At 35.0% G+C, this 22,649-nt stretch carries 16 protein-coding genes and 1 pseudogene; 11 read left to right on the top strand and 6 right to left on the bottom strand.

Annotated features, from left to right (window positions below; translation table 11 throughout):
* Positions 1-206: 206 nt before the first annotated feature.
* Positions 207-1,730, top strand: a complete 1,524-nt coding sequence (locus tag HBB17_RS18245) for a Na+/H+ antiporter NhaC family protein (protein ID WP_167958929.1) — start codon at positions 207-209, stop codon at positions 1,728-1,730.
* Positions 1,731-1,848: 118 nt separating this feature from the next.
* On the opposite strand, the gene HBB17_RS18250 is transcribed toward HBB17_RS18245, so the two are convergent.
* The 3 genes from HBB17_RS18250 to HBB17_RS18260 form a co-directional block, all read right to left on the bottom strand.
* On the bottom strand, positions 1,849-2,643 hold the full coding sequence (locus HBB17_RS18250; RefSeq protein WP_167958930.1) for an ABC transporter ATP-binding protein: 795 nt from the start codon (positions 2,641-2,643) through the stop codon (positions 1,849-1,851).
* Positions 2,644-2,663: 20 nt separating this feature from the next.
* Positions 2,664-3,683 (bottom strand): ABC transporter permease, encoded by a 1,020-nt coding sequence (locus tag HBB17_RS18255; RefSeq protein ID WP_167958931.1) that lies wholly within the window; start codon positions 3,681-3,683, stop codon positions 2,664-2,666.
* A 194-nt stretch (positions 3,684-3,877) separates the two neighbouring features.
* Positions 3,878-4,930 (bottom strand): ABC transporter substrate-binding protein, encoded by a 1,053-nt coding sequence (locus HBB17_RS18260; RefSeq protein WP_167958932.1) that lies wholly within the window; start codon positions 4,928-4,930, stop codon positions 3,878-3,880.
* Between the two features lie 278 nt (positions 4,931-5,208).
* On the opposite strand from HBB17_RS18260, the gene HBB17_RS18265 reads away from it, so the two are divergent.
* From HBB17_RS18265 to HBB17_RS18285, 5 genes are all read left to right on the top strand, one after another.
* Positions 5,209-5,892 carry a response regulator transcription factor gene (locus HBB17_RS18265; RefSeq protein ID WP_167958933.1) on the top strand — a complete coding sequence of 228 codons (684 nt, stop codon included), beginning with the start codon at positions 5,209-5,211 and terminating at the stop codon, positions 5,890-5,892.
* Positions 5,882-7,318 (top strand): sensor histidine kinase, encoded by a 1,437-nt coding sequence (locus HBB17_RS18270; RefSeq protein ID WP_167958934.1) that lies wholly within the window; start codon positions 5,882-5,884, stop codon positions 7,316-7,318. The genes HBB17_RS18265 and HBB17_RS18270 overlap by 11 nt, the downstream gene beginning before the upstream one ends.
* 87 nt (positions 7,319-7,405) lie before the next feature.
* Positions 7,406-9,103, top strand: coding sequence for a methyl-accepting chemotaxis protein (locus tag HBB17_RS18275; protein WP_167958935.1), 1,698 nt, complete (start codon positions 7,406-7,408; stop codon positions 9,101-9,103).
* A 387-nt stretch (positions 9,104-9,490) separates the two neighbouring features.
* Complete coding sequence (locus tag HBB17_RS18280) at positions 9,491-10,444, top strand: family 43 glycosylhydrolase (RefSeq protein WP_167958936.1); 954 nt, start codon at positions 9,491-9,493, stop codon at positions 10,442-10,444.
* Between the two features lie 93 nt (positions 10,445-10,537).
* Positions 10,538-11,980, top strand: coding sequence for a family 43 glycosylhydrolase (locus HBB17_RS18285; RefSeq protein ID WP_167958937.1), 1,443 nt, complete (start codon positions 10,538-10,540; stop codon positions 11,978-11,980).
* Between the two features lie 116 nt (positions 11,981-12,096).
* Here the strand turns inward: HBB17_RS18285 and HBB17_RS18290 are convergent, their stop codons facing one another.
* On the bottom strand, positions 12,097-13,017 hold the full coding sequence (locus HBB17_RS18290; RefSeq protein ID WP_167958938.1) for an ArsR/SmtB family transcription factor: 921 nt from the start codon (positions 13,015-13,017) through the stop codon (positions 12,097-12,099).
* Positions 13,018-13,458: 441 nt separating this feature from the next.
* Here HBB17_RS18290 and HBB17_RS18295 point away from each other — a divergent pair, with 441 nt between their 5' ends.
* The 4 genes from HBB17_RS18295 (at position 13,459) to HBB17_RS18310 (ending at position 17,520) form a co-directional block, all read left to right on the top strand.
* Positions 13,459-14,907 carry an ABC transporter substrate-binding protein gene (locus HBB17_RS18295; RefSeq protein WP_167958939.1) on the top strand — a complete coding sequence of 483 codons (1,449 nt, stop codon included), beginning with the start codon at positions 13,459-13,461 and terminating at the stop codon, positions 14,905-14,907.
* Between the two features lie 26 nt (positions 14,908-14,933).
* The gene (locus tag HBB17_RS18300) at positions 14,934-15,902 is read left to right on the top strand and encodes a carbohydrate ABC transporter permease (protein ID WP_238483797.1); all 969 of its coding nucleotides are present in this window, start codon (positions 14,934-14,936) and stop codon (positions 15,900-15,902) included.
* 14 nt (positions 15,903-15,916) lie between these two features.
* Positions 15,917-16,786, top strand: a complete 870-nt coding sequence (locus HBB17_RS18305; protein WP_167958940.1) for a carbohydrate ABC transporter permease — start codon at positions 15,917-15,919, stop codon at positions 16,784-16,786.
* 80 nt (positions 16,787-16,866) lie between these two features.
* Entirely contained in the window at positions 16,867-17,520 is a 654-nt protein-coding gene (locus HBB17_RS18310; protein ID WP_167958941.1) for a YesL family protein, read from the top strand.
* 153 nt (positions 17,521-17,673) lie between these two features.
* On the opposite strand, the gene HBB17_RS18315 is transcribed toward HBB17_RS18310, so the two are convergent.
* Positions 17,674-19,452 (bottom strand): ABC transporter ATP-binding protein, encoded by a 1,779-nt coding sequence (locus HBB17_RS18315; RefSeq protein ID WP_167958942.1) that lies wholly within the window; start codon positions 19,450-19,452, stop codon positions 17,674-17,676.
* Positions 19,452-21,194 (bottom strand): ABC transporter ATP-binding protein, encoded by a 1,743-nt coding sequence (locus HBB17_RS18320; protein ID WP_167958943.1) that lies wholly within the window; start codon positions 21,192-21,194, stop codon positions 19,452-19,454. Before HBB17_RS18320 ends, HBB17_RS18315 begins: the two co-directional genes overlap by 1 nt.
* Positions 21,195-21,853: 659 nt before the next feature.
* On the opposite strand from HBB17_RS18320, the pseudogene HBB17_RS18325 reads away from it, so the two are divergent.
* Positions 21,854-22,465, top strand: a pseudogene (locus HBB17_RS18325) (GTP pyrophosphokinase); the annotation flags it as partial.
* Positions 22,466-22,649: the final 184 nt, after the last annotated feature.

Below are 22,649 nucleotides of genomic sequence, written 5' to 3' on the forward strand. Positions count from 1 at the left end.
ATATAAAAACAAGAAAATAACCAAATAAAGCAAGAAAATATCCAAACATAAACAATGGAAAATACTACATGTTGCGATGAATTTTTATTCATGTTATAACTATATTGATTTATATTTTAGATCGTGTAGAAAATAGACTTTGTTCTTAAGTGTAACAATATTGAGAACAAAGTCTTTTTTAATAACATGAATGAAAGGAAAAAGGAATGGATGTTTTAGAAGCAGCAAATTATGGACTTTTGTCAATACTCCCACCGCTTATTGCCATTATCTTAGCCTTACTGACGAAGGAAGTAATCACTTCTTTATTAACAGGAATCTTAGTTGGCGCTTTAATTTATGGAAATGGTAATATTTTAGATATGCTTGTCACGACATTTGAAGTGATGGGAGAAAAGATGGGAGAGAATGTTTATATACTAATCTTTCTTGCACTACTTGGCGCATTGGTAGCAGTAGTTACGATGGGTGGTGGTTCGGCAGCATATGGAGCAATGGCAGCAAATAAGATCAAATCGAGAAAAATGGCTGCATTGGCCACATCAGCACTGGGCTGTTTTATCTTTATTGATGATTATTTTAATTGTCTTACAGTAGGAACGGTTATGAAACCGTTAACGGATAAACATCGTATTAGTAGAGCAAAATTAGCGTATTTAATAGATGCAACTGCGGCACCAATCTGTATTATTGCACCCGTGTCAAGTTGGGGAGCCTCTGTAGCAACATATATACAAGACGCAGGGGCTGGGAATGGAATGTCAACATTTATTAAAATCATTCCTTATAACTTGTATGCAATTTTGACAATTATGATGGTATTAATCATTTGTCTAACCAATGTTAATTTTGGACCAATGGCAGTTTTTGAGAAAAATGCAATGGACAATGGGGATGTATTCTCAGGAAAACCAATTATTGACCAGGAAGAGAGAAAAGAAAAAGCAAAAGGAACGGTTATAGATCTAGTAATACCAATCTTATCCCTTATTGTGTTCACGGTATTAGCAATGGCATATACAGGAGGAGGTTTTACAGGAGAACAAAGCTTCTTTTCTTCTTTTGGATATTCAGATTCTTCTCTATCTTTAGTTCTTGGTAGTTTTGGAGCCTTGGTACTTACATTCTTTCAGTATGCCATTCGTAAAATCCTGTCTTTTCGTGAATTTATGGAAGGAATATCAGATGGAGTAAAATCCATGGTCCCAGCATTTTTAATTTTGATATTGGCATGGACAATTGGTGGAATCTGTAGTACGGAATATCTTAATACAGGTGGATACGTAGGAAATCTTGTTCAAGATGCAAATTTCCCATTGTTTATCTTACCAGTGATGGTATTTGTCATTGCTGCGTTCTTGGGATTTGCAACAGGAACATCATGGGGAACCATGGCATTATTAATACCAATTGGGGCGGCGATCTGCTCTTCTCCATCAACAAGTGTGTTACTTTATCCAGTTTTGGGAGCGGTATTAGCAGGTTCTGTATATGGTGATCATATCTCCCCAATATCCGATACAACCATTCTATCCTCAACTGGTGCTGGTTGTAATCATATGGATCATGTCTCTACGCAGTTAGCATATGCAAGTGTAGTGGCTAGTAGCTGTGTAGTTGGGTATATTCTAATGGGAATTATGAAGACCATATTGGTTCCATTTATTATTGCAATATGTGTATTATTTGGATTAATCTATATTCTCAATCGTAGAAGTCAAACAAGATAGAGAACTAGAATACAATAAAAAAGCAACCAAGTATAAAAGAGTACCTTGTGTATTCTTTCTATACTTGGTTGTTTTTTAGTTAAACATACATGTTTGCCTGTATAAAATATTGTATTGCTTATGCAAGCATCATACGGTCATTGGCAAATTCGCCACCACTTGCTTGTTCAAACTTTTGTAATAGATCCGATACTTTTAGATTCTTCTTTTCTTCTCCAGCTACATCATAGATAATGTTTCCATCATGCATCATGATCAAACGGTTTCCAATATGAATGGCGTCTTTCATGTTATGAGTGACCATAAGAGCAGTTAATTGATTTTCATCCACTATATGTTCTGTTAAGTCTAATACTTTCTTTGCTGTTTTGGGATCAAGAGCAGCAGTATGTTCATCAAGGAGAAGTAACTTTGGCTTTACTAATGTAGCCATTAATAAAGTTAAGGCTTGTCGTTGTCCACCAGATAATAGACCAACTTTGGAAGAAAGGCGATTTTCAAGACCTAAATCCAATGTCTTTAATGCTTCTACATAATTTTGCTTTTCTTGTGCGCTAATACCCCATTTAAGTCCACGTTTTTTTCCACGGCGATAAGCCAGCGCTAGATTCTCCTGAATCTCCATGTTGGCAGCAGTACCTTTCATAGGATCTTGGAATACTCTACCTAACAATTTGGCACGGATATATTCAGGTTGTTTGGTAATATCAATTCCATCAAGTTTTAATGAGCCATCGTCTACAGGATATACACCAGCAATCATATTAAGCAAAGTGGATTTACCGGCACCATTACCGCCAATGATTGTAACAAAATCTCCAGGATGTAGATGAAGGTTTACACCTTTTAATACATGTTTCTCGTTGATTGTTCCTGCATTAAACGTTTTATGCAGATTTTCTATATATAACATATCATTTTCCTCCCTGTAGATTATTTACTACTTGTGATTACTGTGTTGGTTTTTTTCTTACGTCCAAATAATTTCTTTATACCCAGACCAAATTTAGAACATTTGATTTTGTTACCCAACTGGCTAACAAACATACCAAATTTCGAATTTTTAATTACAGGAATAGATAAAGCGATAGCTACAATAAGAGCCGTAAATAACTTCTGGTCATTATTGTTTAATCCAAGCTGTAATACGATTGCAATAATCACACGATAGACAACGGAACCAAAGATTACAGATAGTAGTTTACTAACGAAGGAAATCTTTCGTCCAAAGAAAACTTCGCCAATAACAATGGAGGCAAGACCAATAACAATGGATCCCTGCCCCATGATTACATCACCATAACCTTGACTTTGTGCAACAAGACCGCCAGAGAGCGCAATTAGACCATTACTGATAATTAAACCAAGAATCTTCATTCGGTCTGTATTTTGTCCAAGTGCACGGATCATATCTTCATTACTTCCCGTTGCACGTAGAGCACTACCTACTTCTGTGCCAAAAAACCAATATAGGATACAGCAAAGTATTATACAAAATACAATACCAATCCCTATAACAATAAAGGAGTTCATTGTTGAGTATTTGACAGAATTCATAATGGAGTCTGGGATAAGTTTTTTAATTAATGTGACAATGGTGTCAGATTTAAGTAACGATTCATTGGGCTGACCAAGAACCCGTAAGTTAATGGAGTAGAGTGCAATCATACTTAAGATACCAGCAAGAATTGCAGGGATTTTAAGCTTTGTATGTAAAAAACCTGTTACAAGACCAGCTAGCATACCAGCAAGTATTGACATAAGTAAACTTAGAATGGGATTCCAACCCGATACAATTAATGTTACACTTAGGCAGCCACCTAGAGCAAAACTACCATCGCATGTCATATCTGCAATGTCTAAGATTTTAAATGTAATATAAATACCAAGTGCCAATACTGCCCATAAAAGACCTTGACCGGATGCACTTAGCATAGCTAATAGAATATCCATAAATACCTCCTATAATCTTTTGTTTTACTTTCAAGATACGACGTATTGCTTTATTACACGCACTAGCAATACAAAATATAAAAGAGAAAAGAGAATATCCCCCATCTCTTAATAATTATTATTAAAAACGGGGGCTATTCTTATAAGTAATATGTGTAAATTAAAATTCACAAGTTTATGCAGTTTATCCGTTCTTACTGGTTCATCTTTGCTTTTAATTCATCAGGAATCGTAATACCAAGTTGTGCGGCAACTTCTTCATTAATTGTTAAGTCCATGTTGTCAAGATATTCAATAGGCATATCAGCTGGTTTGGATTCTCCTGTTAAAATCTTCACTGCCATAGTAGCAGTTTGTTTACCAAGATTGTAATAGTTAATTCCATATGTAGCAAGACCACCATTTTCAACCATACCAGATTCGCCACAGATAATCGGAATGTTATTTGAGTTAGCAACCATGGCTACTGTTGACATTCCAGATGCAATGGTATTATCTGTAGGAGTATAGATTGCATTTACTTTACCCACTAAAGATTGAACAACTTGTTCAATATCATTTGTATTGGATACGGTAGCTTCCTGTGTTTCTAAGCCTACATTAGCAGCAGCTTCTGCAGCAAGGTCTGCCTGGAACTTTGAGTTAGCTTCACTGGAGCAGTATAAAATTGCAATTTTTTTAGCATCTGGTAGTAATTGAAGCAAAAGATCCATCTGCTCTTTAACAGGATTAAGATCGGAGGTACCAGTAATATTACCGCCAGGAGCTTCATTCGTTTCAACAATACCCGAGTCAGCAGGATCGGTAACTGCAGTTACAACAATTGGGATATCCTTTGTAACATTAGCTAAAGATTGCGCAGCTGGTGTTGCAATTGCTAAGATTAAGTCAGGATTATCATTCACTAATTTAGAAGCAATTGTATTACAGTTAGAAGCGTCACCTTGTGCATTCTGAAAGTCAAATTCAATGTTATCACCTTCTGTATAACCTGCTTCTGCAAGACCATCTACAAATCCTTTATAAGCAGAATCTAATGCGTCGTGTGTTGTATATTGAGAAACACCTATTTTATATTTTTTACCTGAATCTGATTTGGAAGAATCTGATGCGTCATCCGCTACCGTTTGTGAAGCATCAACATTATTCGTGTCTGCATTCTTTTTTGAACTACCACAACCAGTTAATGCTGTAATAGCGAAAGTAAGAATACATAAAGCTGATATTACTTTTTTTGCTTTTTTCATAATCCCTTTTCCCTTCTTTAACGTAATAAATTTGTTTGAATTTAAAGCTTTAAAGCTTTCACCTGGTACAGTGAATTATACGCTATTTTTGGAAGTTAGTCAATTCTATATTATGCTGTGAAAGGGAAATAAGCAGATTTTTTGAAAAATGTGATTATTAAGTGATTATTAATTACCTTCATAATAAAATGACAATACTAGCAAGATTTGCTAATAGATATAGGAAAATAGAAAAAAGAATGATACAATAAGGGAAATAAGGCAAGGAGGATATTGTTGTGGCGAAAATATTAATTGTAGAAGATGAAAATAAAATTGCACGTTTTTTGGAACTGGAATTGAAATATGAAGGCTATGAAGTAGAAATTGCCGGGGATGGCAGGCAGGGATATCAAAAGGCAATGCAGGAAGATGTGGATCTAGTCATTTTAGATGTTATGCTTCCAGGACTTAGTGGACTAGAGGTATGTCGTAGAGTCCGTCAGGAAGGAAGGCAAGTTCCAATCATCATGTTAACGGCAAAAGATGATGTAACTGACAAGGTGGCAGGCCTTGATATGGGGGCAGATGATTATATGACAAAACCTTTTGCCATAGAGGAGTTACTCGCAAGAATTCGTGTTGCATTAAACCGAAGAGTTAATGCTGCTGTTAAATCAGAAACCCTGCAAATGGGAAAACTAGTTTTAAATCTAAGTAGTCATATGGTGACGTACGACCAGGAAGAGGTTGTATTGACAAAAAAGGAATTTCAACTATTGGAATACTTACTTAAGAATAAAAACATTGCGATGACAAGAGAACAGCTTTTGAATAATGTTTGGGATTATGAGTACCTAGGAGATACCAATGTAGTGGACGTCTATGTACGATATTTAAGACAAAAGATCGATGATAAATACGGTATTCATATGATTAGTACGGTACGTGGAGTGGGGTATATAATAAAAGATGAAAAGTAAGATTATTGAGGGTATTAGAAGAATTTTAATTCGTACAGTAGTTCCCATTCGGAAACGAATGGAACTCTTTTTTAGCCAGTTTTATTTTTCGATTGCTTTTCGAATATCCCTTAATTACTTAAGATTATTAATTATAAATAGCGTAGTATTTTGTTTTTTATTTATAGCAGTTTATCTTGGGATTGCAGCATATGACTGTAAGAATCTCGAAAAGCAAATGGTGTACCACCTTAAACAGGAAGAAATTCATATAGAAGATTTTGATGAAAAAAATCCATACTTTCTAGAAGGATTATCACTACGTATTGTTAATGCTGATACAAAGCAGATTTTGTATTCTGACATTGAGCATGATGTATCCAGGCGGAATAGTTTATTTAATAAAGTTTTCTATGGCTATGTAGATGGACAGAAGATTCTGGTAGTAAAGGATAAAACAATAGTAAAGATTGCAGACACACAATATGATTTGTATTTTCAGTTTGATTTAACTGGTGAACGATTATTACTTAGCCGTTTGCTTCCATTTGTCATCCTACTATTAGCAATTTTAATTGCAAGCGTTATTATATATGGAAAAAAAGGAGACGAAAAGTTATATCAGCCGATTAAAGAAATGTCGAGATTAGCCAACCGATTGACGGTTAACACATTACAAAGTGAGCGTATTAATCTGGCAGGAACGAAGAATGAGTTAAAAGACTTGGCGGAGACAATTAACCAGATGCTTGATCGAATTGAACTTTCTTATGAAAGTCAAAAACAGTTTGTATCGGATGCATCCCATGAGCTTCGAACACCGATTGCCGTTATTCAAGGGTATGTGAATATGCTAGATCGATGGGGAAAAGAAGATCCAGCAGTTTTAGAAGAATCAATAGAAGCCATTAAGAATGAATCAAAATCCATGCAGGAACTGGTTGAAAAGTTATTATTCTTATCACGCCATGACAAGAAAACATTAAAGTTGGAAAAGCATAAGTTTAATATGCGTATTGTAGTAGAAGATATGCTAAAAGAAACAAAAATGGTTGCAGTCAATCGTCACATTGAAACAAAAGCGCTGGAGGATGTAGTTGTATACGGAGATAAGCAGGCACTAAAGCAAGCAATCCGTGTTTTTGTAGATAATGCCATTAAGTATTCCTCAGATGGGGATTTCATCTATATATCATGTGAGAATAAGGATGGAGCTTGTGTAATCTCTGTGGAGGATACCGGAATAGGTATGACAAGAAAAGATATTGATAATATATTTGATCGCTTCTATCGTTCAGACCATGTTAGAGATCGAAAAATCAGTGGACATGGGTTGGGACTTTCCATTGCAAAGTTAATTATTCTTAAACACACTGGTAATATACGGGTACGGTCCCAATATACCAAGGGATCCAGTTTTATTGTAACCTTACCGAAAAGGAGGTAATTCGTACTATTAGCCCTATCAAATATTGACAATAGATGACCTTTTATGTAAAATTGAGTCATATAAATGAAAGAAGGGCAATGGTAAATGGAAAATAAAAGAGAAAGTATTATTTTTTCAATGAAGTTCCGAATCTTAATGTTGGGGATATTTTCAATTATGTTAACGGCAACCAATGCAATGTTCACGGTAATGCCAATTACGAAATCCTCTATCACCACAATGTCAAAGTCTTATATTAAGGATATCATACGACTTCAAGAACAGGTATTAACCTATAAAATTTCATCAGAAGGTAAAGAAGCAATTACCGCCAATGTATTATCTGCTATGTACCATGATTATCACGTAAATGGTATGGAGAGTTCTTACATATATATAGTCGATAAGAATGGAACAATGATCTATCATCCTACACAGGAAAAGATTGGACAACCAGTTGAGAATAGCGTAATTAAGGACGTTCTAGAAAAATGGAATAACGGAAAAATCCCAGAGCAGACAGTTAAAAGGTACGAATATAGAGGAAAACAAAAATATTCTGGATATGCACCTATTGATAATGCAGAGTGGCTAATTATTATTACAGTAGATGAAGACGAGATGTTCTCCGATGTTGAACTGATGAAACACCGACTAACAAGGGGAAATGTATTCAGTCTTGTTTTATGTGGATTTATTGCATTCATTGTAGCAGGATCGATTGCAAATCCAATTAAAAAGTTAACAAAAATTCTTAGTAATTCAGCAGAGTTAGATTTTCGTGATGATATAGAATTGAAAAAGCTCGTTAAAATGAAAGGCGAGTGTGGTTCAATTAGCCGTGGTGTAGATACCCTTCATGAAAAATTAAAGGAAGTAATCTATGATATTCAAGTACAAACAGAACATTTATCAGATTCTGCAGGAGAACTTGAAAAGAATACAGACTCTACAAGAAATGCAATTGGACAGGTTGAAAAAGCGGTAACTGATATTGCTCAGGGAGCAGTTTCACAAGCTGAGGAAACCCAAAAGGCAACACAAAATGTTGCTACAATGGGAAATCTTGTACAGGAAACGATGGAAAAGATCACAGTACTGAATGATAGTACAAAAACGATTAAGAGTTCTAGTGATCAGGCAGTACAGATTTTAAATGAGTTAAGTGAAACAAACCACCGTGCTACTGCGTATATTGAAACCATATATCACCAGACTAACGTTACGAATGACTCGGCATTAAAGATAAAAGAAGCCTTAGATATCATAACAAATATTGCAGAAGAGACAAATCTATTATCATTAAATGCATCAATAGAGGCAGCGAGAGCAGGTGAGCAAGGAAGAGGTTTTGCTGTTGTGGCAAGCCAAATCCAAAAACTTGCTGAACAGTCCAATAATTCAGCACAGGCAATCCATATTATTATCGAATCCTTGTTACAAGATTCTTCTAATGCAGTAGATACAATGAAAGAAGTAAAGGCAATCATGGAAGAACAGAATAAGAAGGTTGAGGCAACAGATGAAATCTTTGCTCTAGTAAAGAAAGGGGTAGATGATTCAATCACATCCATTGGTGACATTACGACAAAGAATAAGGATATTGATCATGCTAGAATTGGTGTGGTAGATGTGGTACAGGAATTAACAGCTATAGCAGAAGAAAATGCAGCAGGAACAGAGGAAACATCTGCGTATGCATCACAAGTAAATGTTGTTATTTCAGATATTGCACAAAGGTCATCTGGTTTAAATACAATAGTAACAACCCTTGAGGACCAAGTAAAGAAATTTAAGTTATAAAATCTATGAAGGATACAGACAAATAATTAGTTAGAAAACATTAGTTTTTCCTATCTGGACGATGTTGGTTGTCTTAAAAGTACATAATTACAATGAATAAAAACCTCTATATAGGCTATCTTTAGTTTGTTTAATCTAAATGTAGCTTATATAGAGGTTTTTGCGTAATAAGGTAAGATATATGTATACTATAAATCATATATAAATATAAAATAATTTAATAAAAAGTAAATAAATATAGGGAGAAATATTGACGGCAAATAAAAGAATGTGATAAAATTAAAATAATTTAGATAATAGTAAATAATTAATGGTACATAAGATTCAATACAAATGGGGAGATAACGTAATTGAATCAAAGAAAATATAGCAAAGAAAGAGGATAAGATGAATAAAGAGCTAATATACAATAAACCATGGATTTTACAAAGAGCAGATCCTTATGTATATCGTCATACAGATGGTGTGTATTATTTTACTGCTTCTGTTCCAGAGTATGACTGTATAATTTTAAGAAGAGGATATAGTCTTCAAGAACTAGCTACAGCTAAAGAGCATATTATATGGAAGAAACACGATCATGGACCAATGAGCAAACATATATGGGCTCCAGAATTGCATTATTTAAAAGGAAAATGGTACATATATTTTGCAGGAGGAGAACAGGAAGATGTATGGAAGATCCGACCATATGTATTAGAGTGTAGCGGGCAGGACCCAATTCGGGATGATTGGATTGAAAAAGGAAAAATGCGACGGGCAGAAGAGGATAAGTTCTCCTTTGAAGCATTTTCCTTAGATGCAACTGTTTTTGAAGATCAGGGAGAACTTTATTATGTATGGGCAGAAAAGGTTGGTGTTGGAAAGCAGATTTCCAATCTATATATAGCAAAGATGAAAACACCATATGAGTTAATGACTGTACAGGTAATGCTTACGACCCCTGACTATGATTGGGAACGGGTTGGATACTGGGTAAATGAAGGACCAGCGGTAATCAAACATAATGATAAGATTTTTCTAACATACTCTGCCAGTGATACAGGACCTGCGTATTGTCTAGGGATGTTATGTGCAACCAGTGGAACAGATTTATTAGATCCTCTGTCATGGAAAAAAGAACGATATCCCGTGTTAAAATCAGATGAAAAACTACAAATCTATGGACCTGGACATAATAGTTTTACGGTGAATGAAAAAGATGAACCAATCATGGTATATCATGCGAGAAAAGAGTCAGAAGTGGGTGATAATCCATTGTATAATCCCAATCGGCATGCTCAGTTAATGCGAATCAAATGGGATGAAGGTGGAAAACCTGTCTTTTCGTATGAGGAATAGGAGGGTATGGTGAAGGGAAGGTATTGTAGCATTGGTATAATAATCATTCTTACGGTATGTTTGCTGTCGGGATGTAAAAAAGGAGAGGACCAAATGAATGAACTATCGGAAGATCAAATTAAAAAAGGTGGATTCCGTGTAACTGTTTCATGCCATGATCCAGAGATTGTTGTAGGAGAGGATGGGACATACTATATGTTTGGTAGTCATATGATAGGGGCAAAGTCCAACAACTTAAGAGAATGGGATTACTTTGCACAAGGGGTTGATCAAAGTAATCCATTGTTTGATAATCTGTTCGAAGAGAAAATGGAAGCTTTCTCTTTTGTAGGGAAAAATGCGGAAAATGGATACTCTGTTTGGGCACCAAATGTATATTATAATGAAAGAATGAACAAATATATTATGTACTACTGTACCACTTCTTCTTATATAAAATCCAGTATATGTATGGCTACTGCCGATCAGATAGAAGGACCTTATACACACCAGGCTATCTTATTGGATTCCGGTTATTCAAAGAAAGATATTGAAACGACAAATGTATACGATATACTTGGAAAAGATGCAGATACAAGTCGGTATTTTGAATACGGAGGATATAATAATAAACAATGGCCAAATTGTATTGATCCAGCAATTGTAAAGGGAGAAGATGACCGGATATGGATGGTATATGGGTCATGGTCTGGGGGAATCTTTTTGTTAGAAATAGATCCGGAAACTGGTTATCCAATTAATCCGCAGCAAAAGGAAGAAAAAGGTGTAGATGCGTATTATGGGGTACGTTTGGTTGGTGGCGGACATCATTCCATAGAAGGACCATACATAGAGTATAGTGCAGAAACTGGGTACTACTATCTATTCCTGTCATATGGAGAATTAAAGCAACAGGGAGGATACCAGATTCGTGTCTTTCGTAGTAAAGAACCGACAGGACCATATGTGGATGCAGAAGGAAATACATTAGAAGACCAAGAGGATCACTCTAATTATGGAGTAAAGCTAATGGGAAACTATACCTTCCCAAGTTTAAATTATACCTATATGGCGCCAGGGGGACAGTCAACATTTCGGGATAAGGATGGCCGATACTATATTACCTATCATCAACGTTTTGCAGAAAATGGAGAGTACTTTGAGCCAAGAGTACATCAAATGGTTTTAAATGAAGATGACTGGTTTGTTATATTACCATTTGCGACAGTAGGAGAAAAAGTTTCTGAAACAGGGTATAAGACAGAAAATCTAAAAGGATCATTTTATCTTGTTAATCACGGAACGGATATTGGTTCTACGGTACATACAGCAGAATGCGTACAATTTAATGGAAAAGGAACATTTACGAAGGATGAAGAAAAAGCAGAATACGAAGTACAGCCAAATAGCAACTATGTAACGATTAAAATGGGGAACGTGGTCTATAAAGGTGTAATTGTAGAGATGGAGGATGAAGCAGGTAACGCCACATTATGTATTAGTGCAGTTGGAGAGAATAATGAGAGTCTCTGGTTTGTCCAGTATGTTAAACAATAGAAATAGAACAGTACAAAGAAGAAGCTACAGCAGTAATACGCTGTAGCTTCTTCCCGTTAATATTTTAATTTACCATTTTATTATTAAGATATCTTATAGAACGTATAGGTTGGTACTTACTCAGTCATTGGACAATAATTAAGGGATACTTTAATATCTTGTCCGTAATTACCAAAGGTTTTACCAAAGATGGTAAGACCACCAACATGTTCAGCATCATCATTAACGGCTAATCGTAAAGTAATTTTACTGCGATAGTCTAGATTAAACTCATTAATGTTAACATCGGAAATCTTAAGTCCATCAATATACGTACCATCTTTATTAATTACAAGGAGTTTTAAAAGACCATACTGATTCCAATTAGGGAACCACCAGTCAGGAGTGAAGATGCCTTTTACATCACCGAAATCACCTGGTGATACCCACGATCCAACACATACGTCATTCAGATAGAAGCAGATGTCAGATGGCCATACATTATTAATACCAGGTGCTTCAGAACTAAGTTCTGCAGAAATCATGATTTGTGTGATCTTCTGAGAGCAAGGAATAAAATTAGGAACCTCATACTCTACAAAGCCTTTTGAAAACCATAGTATATCGGCACTATAGCGATCAGGGTGTGAAAAATAACGTTTGTCATCCACTTCGCCAATTAGTTTATTCGCATTTGCCAAGCCACAAGTAGGATAGACAAGGCAGTTGCGGTAGTGCCCTACTTTTATCTCTGTTGTGTATACATTCTGAATCTCTTCCTGGTTATCCAGATCAATTACAATTTTATCAAGATGAATGGAGCAAATCTTTTGGTTGCCATGTCCAGAAGTTTCGTTGGAGGTTGTCACTATTCCACAAGATTCTAATTTCTTGATATGGGCAGTTAATGCACCATTGGTAATATTCAGTTTAGTAGCCAGTTCATTCATATTCATGCGCTTGTTTTCGAGTAAAAGCTTAATTAACTCCACACGAATATCTGAACCAAGTGCTTTGAATAGTTCAATCCCTTCATCGAGAGAGCTGATATGTAACATGGAAACATCTCCTTATTTACGTACTTGTATTGCATCAGAGCCAAGTGAAGTGTTAGGAAATGAAAGGATTCCTCCAAAGTTTTCTCGTTAACTCAGTTTGCTACAATTACGTTCTAGTTATAAATGCTAAATACATTATAATATTATACTATTTGCATATATTTTTAGTCAAGCGAAAGTCGTACAAAGGATGTTTTTTAAACTAAAATAATATACTTAACAATAAAAATAAAAACATAAAATAATTTAGAAAAACATAAAATAATTATTGACATCGATTTATGCCCATTATATAATATAACTAATAAAACATATAAAACGAGAGGATTAATAGGCAAAATATCCATAAGGAGTGTATGTTGTAAATATATACCTGGGTATTGTGGGGGAAATGTAGTGATATGTTTTATTCAAATTGGGAATAGAAAAGGAGAGGTATTTATGAAAAGAAAACTCACATCACTGGTATTATGTATGGCAATGATGGTAACTTTACTAACCGGTTGCAAAGTACAAAAATCAGAAAACACAGGAGAAACTTCTTCAAAAACAGAAGATACCACCACAACAGAAGAGATGAAAGGTAAAGGAGATGCAACAATTGATATCCTCATCTACGCACAGGATCATGAAAAGGCGGTTTATCAAGATTTAATTAAACAATTTTCTGATACACATAGTGATGTAATTAAAAAAGTAAACTTTGAAGTTACAACGCAAGATGAATATGCTACAAAGATGACAGCTGCAATGATTGCTGATGATTTACCAGATATTTTTTATGTTGGACCAGAATCTGTTCGAAGCTATGTAGACAATGGATATGTACAATCACTGGATGCTTTAGTTGACCAGACAGCAGTAAGCAATTTGTGGCCAACCATTGTAAATGCATATAAGTATGATGGTAGTACCATTGGCCAAGGATCCTTATATTGCCTACCAAAGGATTTATCATGCTTTGCATTTGCATATAACAAAGACTTATTTGATGAAGCTGGTTTAGATTATCCAGACCCTGAAAATCCTTATACATATGATGAGTTCGTTGAAGTGTGTAAAGCACTAACGAAAGACAAAGATGGGGATGGTGAATTAGATCAATGGGGTGTTGCCAATGCGAATGCATTTGGATTTACTCCTTATGTTTATGGAAATGGTGCAACTTTCTTAAATGATGATTATACCAAAGTCGTTATTGCAGATTCACCACAATTTAAAGAAGCTTTTCAATACTATACAGACTTAACGGTAAAATACCAAGTTACTCCTAGTGTAGAGCAGGATACTGCACTTGGTGGATACCAAAGATGGTTAGATGGTCAAGTTGGTTTCTATGCATGTGGTACATGGGATGTGGCTGCGTTTATGGATAATGCAACATTTCCATATAACTGGGATTTATGTGGTTGGCCAGTTGGACCTTCTGGCAATGGAAAATCAACAGCATGGACGGCTTCTGTAGGTTTTGCTATTTCTTCAAAAACAAAATATCCTGAATTGTGCGCAGAGTTGATCCAGGCATTATCAACAGATGAAGAAGGACAAAAAGCATTAAGTGGTGAAACAACAGGAAAAGCATTACAAATCCCAAATATCATGGATTATGCACAGACTACATATAAAGAAAAAATTGCAGATGGTACAATTCCATATGCAAAAAATGTAGATGTAATCTTTGGTTATATTGAAGGTAATGACAAATACCAAGGTTTATTCACAGAAACAACTTATACATATAACAGTGAATGGTGGGATTTATTCTTAGAAGGCATGCCAAATGTTTTAAGTGGACAGATCTCCGTAGATGATTATTGTGCAGAAGTGCAGCCAAAGATGCAGGAAGCGCTTGATAATGCAATTGAGTTACAGAATTCAGCAAAGAAATAAAAAGTAACTGGTAAATATTCTACAGAATGCCCTTAATGGGCATTCTGCTTAATGAAAGAGCGATGATGGATATGGGCGAAATGAAGAGAAAACAAAGCAGAAGAATGTCTAAAATGGCAAAAAGAGAAGAAAGATGGGCATGGCTATTTATAAGTATACCTTTAGTAGGATTTTTATTATTCATGGCTTATCCAATTTGCTTTGCAGTATTTGCCAGTATGAGTAAATGGACTGGTATGAATTCTCTTGTTGATAACTTCTGCGGATTTGATAACTATATTGCAATATTTAAAGACGAAAAGTTTTGGAAAACGTTAACCACAACGATTATTTATTTAATCGGTATTCCAATTGGAATGATTTTAGGGTTGCTATTTGCCATTGGTATGAATCGAAAGATACCAGGCGTAAGAGTTTTACGAACAATGTATTATGTACCAGTAGTCTCATCCCTTGTGGCAGTTTCAATCTTGTGGGCATGGGTATATAATTATGACTATGGTTTATTCAATACAATTTACAAAGCGTTAACAGGTATGCATGGTCCAAACTGGTTAGGAGATGAGACATGGGTTAAAGTTGCCTTGGTTATCTTTATGGTTTGGAAAGGTCTTGGCACTTCTATCATCTTATATCTGGCAGGATTGCAGAACATACCAAGAACCTATTATGAAGCAGCAGAAATTGATGGTGCCAACGGTTGGCATAAGTTTCGAAATATTACCTTTCCACTGGTTTCACCAGTTAGTTTTTACATATTAATCACAAGCTTAATCGGTGGCTTCCAAGTATTTGTAGAAGTCCAAGTAATGACAAGCACAGGAGGTACTAATTATAGTGCCGCAACAGTCGTATATTATCTCTACGATAAAGCATTTAGTAATGCACAATTGGGTTATGGCTGTGCATTGGCTGTAATCTTAGCAATTATTATCTTCATTATTACCGCATTTAATTTTATTGGTCAAAATAAATGGGTTAAAACAATGGAATAAAGGGGGGAAAGAACATGGCAAGACATAAAGATTACGAAAGTTCCGGACTAGTTACGAAGAAGAAAAAAACATTTAATATATTGATCTTTATCCTACTGAGTTTAGGCGCAGTATGCATGGTATTTCCTTTAATATATATGGTGGCAACATCGTTTATGACAAAAAACCAAATTCTATCGGGAACCTTAACAGTAATACCAAACCCCGTATTGATCGGCAAATATAGTGAGGTGTTGTCCAAAGGTTCTTTCCTATCTGGTATGCTAAACTCTATTAAAGTAGCTGTTCCAGTATTGCTGGTAGGTGGATTTACATCTTCTTTAGCCGCTTTTGGCTTTGCGAAAATGAAGTTTCGTGGAAATGGAATTGTATTTTTAGCCTTATTAGCAACAATTATGATTCCATTTGCCGTAGTAATGATCCCACAGTTTGTTATGTTTACAAAGTTAGGGTGGACAAATTCGCTATTACCATTGATCATACCCGGCTTCTTTGGTAATATAAGTATTATCTTTTTCTTACGACAGAATTTACTTGGGATACCAAATGATTTAATGGAAGCAGCAAAACTTGATGGATGTGGTTATTTTAAGATTTACTATAAAATATTCTTGCCATTAATGAAAGGTGCTTTAGCTACGCAATTAATGTTGTGGTTTATGGGAATATGGAATGATTACCTGGCACCTACAATCTTCTTGCGTTCTGAGAAAAATTGGACATTACAAGTAGTAATTCGTTCCTTTAATTCGTATTATGCTATACAAAGTGATTATGCATTAATCATGGCTGCTTCTGTAATTGCCATGATCCCAACGATGTTATTATTCTTTGTATTCCAGAAGATGATTATTGAATCCATTGCAATTAGTGGAATTAAGTAAATATAATCAGACTGTTGCACGTGTACCACACGATTTTACAACAGTCTGATTTGCTATTATACATAAGGAGGAAGCATAGTATGCTTATGGATAGTCCTGTAATTCGATTTGTTAATAAAATGGCAGATCTACTTCTGTTAAATATACTCTATATTCTTTGTTGCATACCAATCGTTACGATTGGAGCGGCAACAACGGCATTATATCATGTAACACTTCGTTCTATTCGGTATGGAGATGGTTATGTTGTATCCGAATTTATTAGGTCATTTAAGCAAAATCTTCTTTCTTCCACATTAATATGGTTGCTTGTTGTAGTGGTTGGGGCAATATTGGGACTGGATCTATACTTTTGGCTTAAAGTTGCCAAAGGAGGTATTCGCATAATGATGACAGGGGTAAATGCATGTATTTTATTTGTGTATCTTATTACAGTCCTATATATCTTTCCTGTACAAGCAAAATTAAAAAATTCAATATGGTTAAATATTCGTAATGCTGCCGCAATGGCAATTGGACATCTATTTCCTTATACAATGATATGTGTGGCGATTACTGGTGGATTTGTATACTTGTTTTATGTAAGTTTAGCAGCAGATCTTATTGCCATATTAATTGGTTTTTCCTTACTTGCTTATATTCAATCATTCTTTTTTTACAAAGTATTTGCCAAATATATTGAGGAGGATCCAGTAGGAGAAGATGATCCTTTATATGGTATTAATAATAAGTAAGGCTGTTTAAATAAAACAAAGAGCGCCCCCACAATTACTCAATGTGAGTAATGTGTAAGCGCTCTTTTTGTATTACTTAATTCATTCATATAATATATGAGAATAGTATTCAATGAGTATACTATTCTCATTGAATACTATTCTATACGTGTATTATTCAATATTCTTAAACTGTGCCATATATAAATTGTAATAGATACCTTTTTTCAAAAGAAGTTCTTTTGCATTTCCTTGCTCCTGAATATTACCGTTATCGATAACAAAGATTCGATCTGCTTTTTGAATGGTTGATAAACGGTGAGCAATTACAAAGGATGTACGTCCCTTTAGCAGGTTTTCAATTCCTTGTTGAACAAGAAGTTCGGTTTGTGTATCAATACTAGAAGTAGCTTCATCTAAGATCAGGATCTTTGGTTTAGAAACCATGGTTCTTGCAAATGCAAGCAACTGTCTTTGGCCAATCGATAATCCGCTTCCTCTTTCTTTTAATTCGGTATCATATCCCTTTTCCAACTTCATAATAAAATCATGTGCATTGACTGCTTTTGCAGCTTCTATAATTTCTTCATCGGTTGCATCAAGTCGTCCATATCGGATATTTTCCTTGATCGTACCTGAGAATAAGAAGTTATCCTGTGTCATAACTCCCATTTGTTGTCGAAGACTCTCAATGGATACTTCTTTTAAGTTATAGTTATCTACAAATATCTTGCCTTTTTGAATGTCATAGAAACGGCTAATTAGGTTCACAATGGTCGTTTTTCCAGCACCGGTTGGACCAACAAGGGCAATGGTCTCACCCGCCTTTACATCGAAAGACACATCATCTAAGACAAGGCTATCTTCATCGTAGGAGAAGCTAACGTGTTCAAATCGAATATCACCTTTTACATCAGGAAGATTCTGAACATTTTTATCGTCTACGATATCGGGCTCTGTATCCATGATTTCAAAAATACGTTCTGCACCAGCAATATTGGTAATTAACTGGTTGTAGAAGTTACTTAAGTTAAGAATTGGACTCCAGAACATGGAGATATACGTACCAAAAGCAACAAGTAAACCAACGGAATCAGGACCAATTTTTAAGATTTTAATTCCCACAAAATACAGGGATGCAGCGCCGATTCCCCAACATAGATCAATGATTGGTCCAATGGAATCGTTAAGACGTACAGCATGAATGAAACTATCTCGATGTTCCTTCAACAGATGATCAAATGTTTCTGCTGTTTCTTCCTCAGCTGTTAAACTTTGAATAATACGAATGCCGGATAAATCTTCATGAATGAAGGCATTTACATTAGCACTCTTCTTACGGAATACTCTCCAACGTAAGTGAGAGAACCGTTGTACACAGTATATTCCAACAGCCATAAGTGGTAAACTTACCAATGCTGCAAGAGCAAGTTTATAATTTTTTACTAACATAATAATAACAACGGCGCATACCGTAATAAAATCTGGAATCAGAGTTGTTACACTATTTGTCAGTACTTCTTTTAATGAGTTAACATCACCGATAATTCTTGATAGCACTTTACCTGTTGGTCTGCTATCGAAGAAACTAAAACTTAGTTTTTGAATGTGTGTATATAATTCTTGTCGAACAACCAATAGAATCTCATTGGAGATCTTCGACATAATATACATACGAACTTTTATTAACAAAACCATAATGATGTTAATAATAGAAGCGAAGATACCAAGTTTGATAAGTCCCTCTGTATCTTTGTTCTTAATGTAAACATCAATGGCTGCTTCTATAAGTAGTGGGTTGATCAATGCAATTGCTACACAGATACCCATAATAAGTAGTACGAATATTATTTTAAATTTATACTTTAACATGTAGCGATAAAGACGTAACAATGTGGCCACTTTGCTTGTATTCGTTGAGGCTTCATCGCTTTTGTAAGAGTCAACTGCCATTACTGTGTCACCTCCTGTTTACTTTCTAAATAGTCCCCATATTGGCTCATATAGGTTTGATAATAGAGACCATGCTTAGCAAGGAGCTGCTCATGCGTACCGCGTTCGGCAATACTACCACCATCTTCAAGTACAATGATTTCATCTGCATTACGTACTGCAGAGATACGATGAGCAATTATTAATTTCGTTGTATCTCTTAATTCTAAAAGAGCTTCTTGAATGGCATGTTCTGTCTCCATGTCTAGTGCAGATGTGGAGTCATCAAGTACGAGGATTGGTGTCTTCTTAGCAAGAGCTCTGGCAATACTAATACGTTGCTTTTGCCCGCCAGAAAGTCCAACTCCACGTTCACCGATGACGGTGTTATATTTATGCTCTAATTTATCAATAAATTGATCTGCCTGCGCATAGGAAGCAGATTCTAACAATACTTCTTTACTTACTTCATATTTCTTACCCATCTTAATATTATCTTTGATGGTATCCGAGAATAAAAATACATCTTGCATTACTAAAGATATGTTACTTCTCAATTCTTTCAAAGTAAGATCTTTAATATTAACGCCATCTAAACGGATGGTACCTTCCGTTGCGTCATAGAATCGTTGCAGGATATTAATAATAGAAGATTTTCCTGTTCCAGTAGCACCCATAATACCTATGGTTTTGCCGGCATCAACATGGAACGTAATATCATCAAGTATTTTCTTATTATTCTGTTCAAAAGATACATGGTTGAAATCGATGATTCCCTTAATATCACCAATAACAATTGGGTCCGTTGGATCTTTAATCTCTGGAACATTTGTATATAGTTTTCGAATTTTCTTTGTTGAAGCAATAGCAGAAGAAAAACTGTTTGTTAACCAGCCTAACATCTCCATTGGCCACACAATGTTTGTGGAGTAGATAGAGAATGCACTTAATTCACCTACGGTAATTTCACCATTGATTGTAAGAATTCCGCCGTAAATGATTACCACGATTGGAAGTAACTTAGTAATAAACTGAAATAATGGTTGATAGCGAACCAAAGCTTTGGATTGCTTCATGTTCAGTTCGTAATAACGATTGTTATGAGATAAGAATTTCTTAATCTCAAATTTCTCTCTGGCAAAAGCTTTAACCGTACGGACACCAGATAGATTTTCCTGTGCTATGGTATTCAGATTTGCATTTTCTTCACTGATTTCTTCATAAATGGAATCTAATTTTCTTTCCATTATAATTGCAAACATTGCAACCAGTGGCATTGCAATACATGGTATTATAAATAATTTGTGACTAATACGAAACATACAAGTTAGAACTATGGTCGTGTGGATGATTACCTCAATGATAAGCATTCCAACAAAACCTAATCCATCCCAAATACGGTCAACATCATCTTTTACACGTGCCATAAGTTCACCTGTATTTGTTTTGTCAAAAAAACTAATCGATAACTTTTGAATGTGGTTAAACAAATCTTTACGAATGTTTAATCCAATTTTTGAACTAACGCTGTCAAATGTATATTCTTTAAAATACTGGAAAATACATCGTCCAACACCGATTAATAAAATGATCAGTATTAATCGGTTAAACAACTCCATTTTTCCACCGATGATTACATCATCAATAAAACTACCGGTTATTTGTGGTGTAAGCATATCAAGAGATACGCTTAGAGTCATACAAGCTATGGCAAATACGTAAGCGTACCAATACTTCATAACATATCTTGATATCTTTTTCATGAAATACTCCCTTCTTTCTGTCAAATGTCTTGTTTTTGTTTCCTTCATGCAACAATCCGTGTTTACAAGTAATACAGATTTCTCTGTAAAAATCGAACCTGGCGATTTTGTTGTGGCGTAAAAGGTTATCTTTTCTGAACATGGCATAGGAAGATAACAATTTAAGAACCTGTAAACAACGGCCCCCCTCAAAAAGCGCAAAAAAAAGTCGTGGTAAGTTTACCACGACTAAAAATCATTCATATAATACGATAAATGTTTTCACTTTATAATCGTACAATAACGACTGAGGAGGTATTCTCACGCATAGATTGCTGTATTAAGTTTGTGTGTGTTGCAGATACTGCATTTGTTAATCTAAACATAATTTTTACCTCTCTTTCTTTAATATTCTTTTGCCATTATAGCATTATACTGGAAAATGTCAATACGTTTTTTGGAAAAAAATTAAGGAAGTATTAACTTTTGCTTAATATTCTGAATATTCAAAGAATGTTCATAATTGTATGGTATAATACTAGGGTAAGAAAGTCATAGTTTTCATGTTTACATGAAAAAGGTCGTGGGAACCTAAAAGTACGATAAGTGCAAGGGTGCGTGGTACGCACTCTTATCTATGGGTGTAGTGAGATAAATAGTAGCAAAGAGAAGGTGTTTATATGGAGTTACCAATTTTTTATGATGAAGCAGAAGAGTGGAGCAATGCTTTACTACTTTATAATTCTGCCTTAAAAGAAATTAACACAAAATTAGAAATTTTAAATAATGAGTTTAAGTTAGCGCACCAATATAATCCAATTGAACATATTACGTCGAGGGTTAAATCACCACAAAGTATTGCAAAGAAGATTCGTCATAAAGGGAAAGAATTAACTGTTGAGAATATTGTCAAATACATTAATGATATTGCAGGAATTCGAATTATATGTTCATTTACTTCAGATATTTATCGTATAGCGAATTTAATCACGAAACAGAATGATATTAAAGTATTAAAAATCAAAGATTATATTATGCAGCCAAAGAAGAATGGATATGCCAGTTATCACATGATCGTGTCAGTTCCAATCTTTTTATCAAACAATGTAATTGAAACCAAGGTAGAGATTCAGATTCGAACCATTGCAATGGATTTCTGGGCTAGTTTGGAACATAAGATCTATTATAAGTTTGAGGGAAATGCACCAGAGCGAATTCGAAAAGAACTTAAGGAGTGCGCAGAAATAGTAAATTATTTGGATAATAAGATGCTTTCATTAAATGAAGAGGTACACACCTATAGTCATGATGAGGTAGCAGAATATAAAGAGATTATGTCAGGTAATTATCGTGAAATGATGAAGGAATCATATGGTAGTGTCATTGATGATGAGAATGAAGAAGTTGTTACGGGGGAGAGTGTTATGGAGTCTCCGGATTTGCAAAGCGATGAGGAAAACTATGGTGAAGTAGGGG

The organism is Anaerosporobacter faecicola (genome assembly GCF_012070565.1).
GTDB lineage: Bacteria > Bacillota > Clostridia > Lachnospirales > Lachnospiraceae > Anaerosporobacter > Anaerosporobacter faecicola.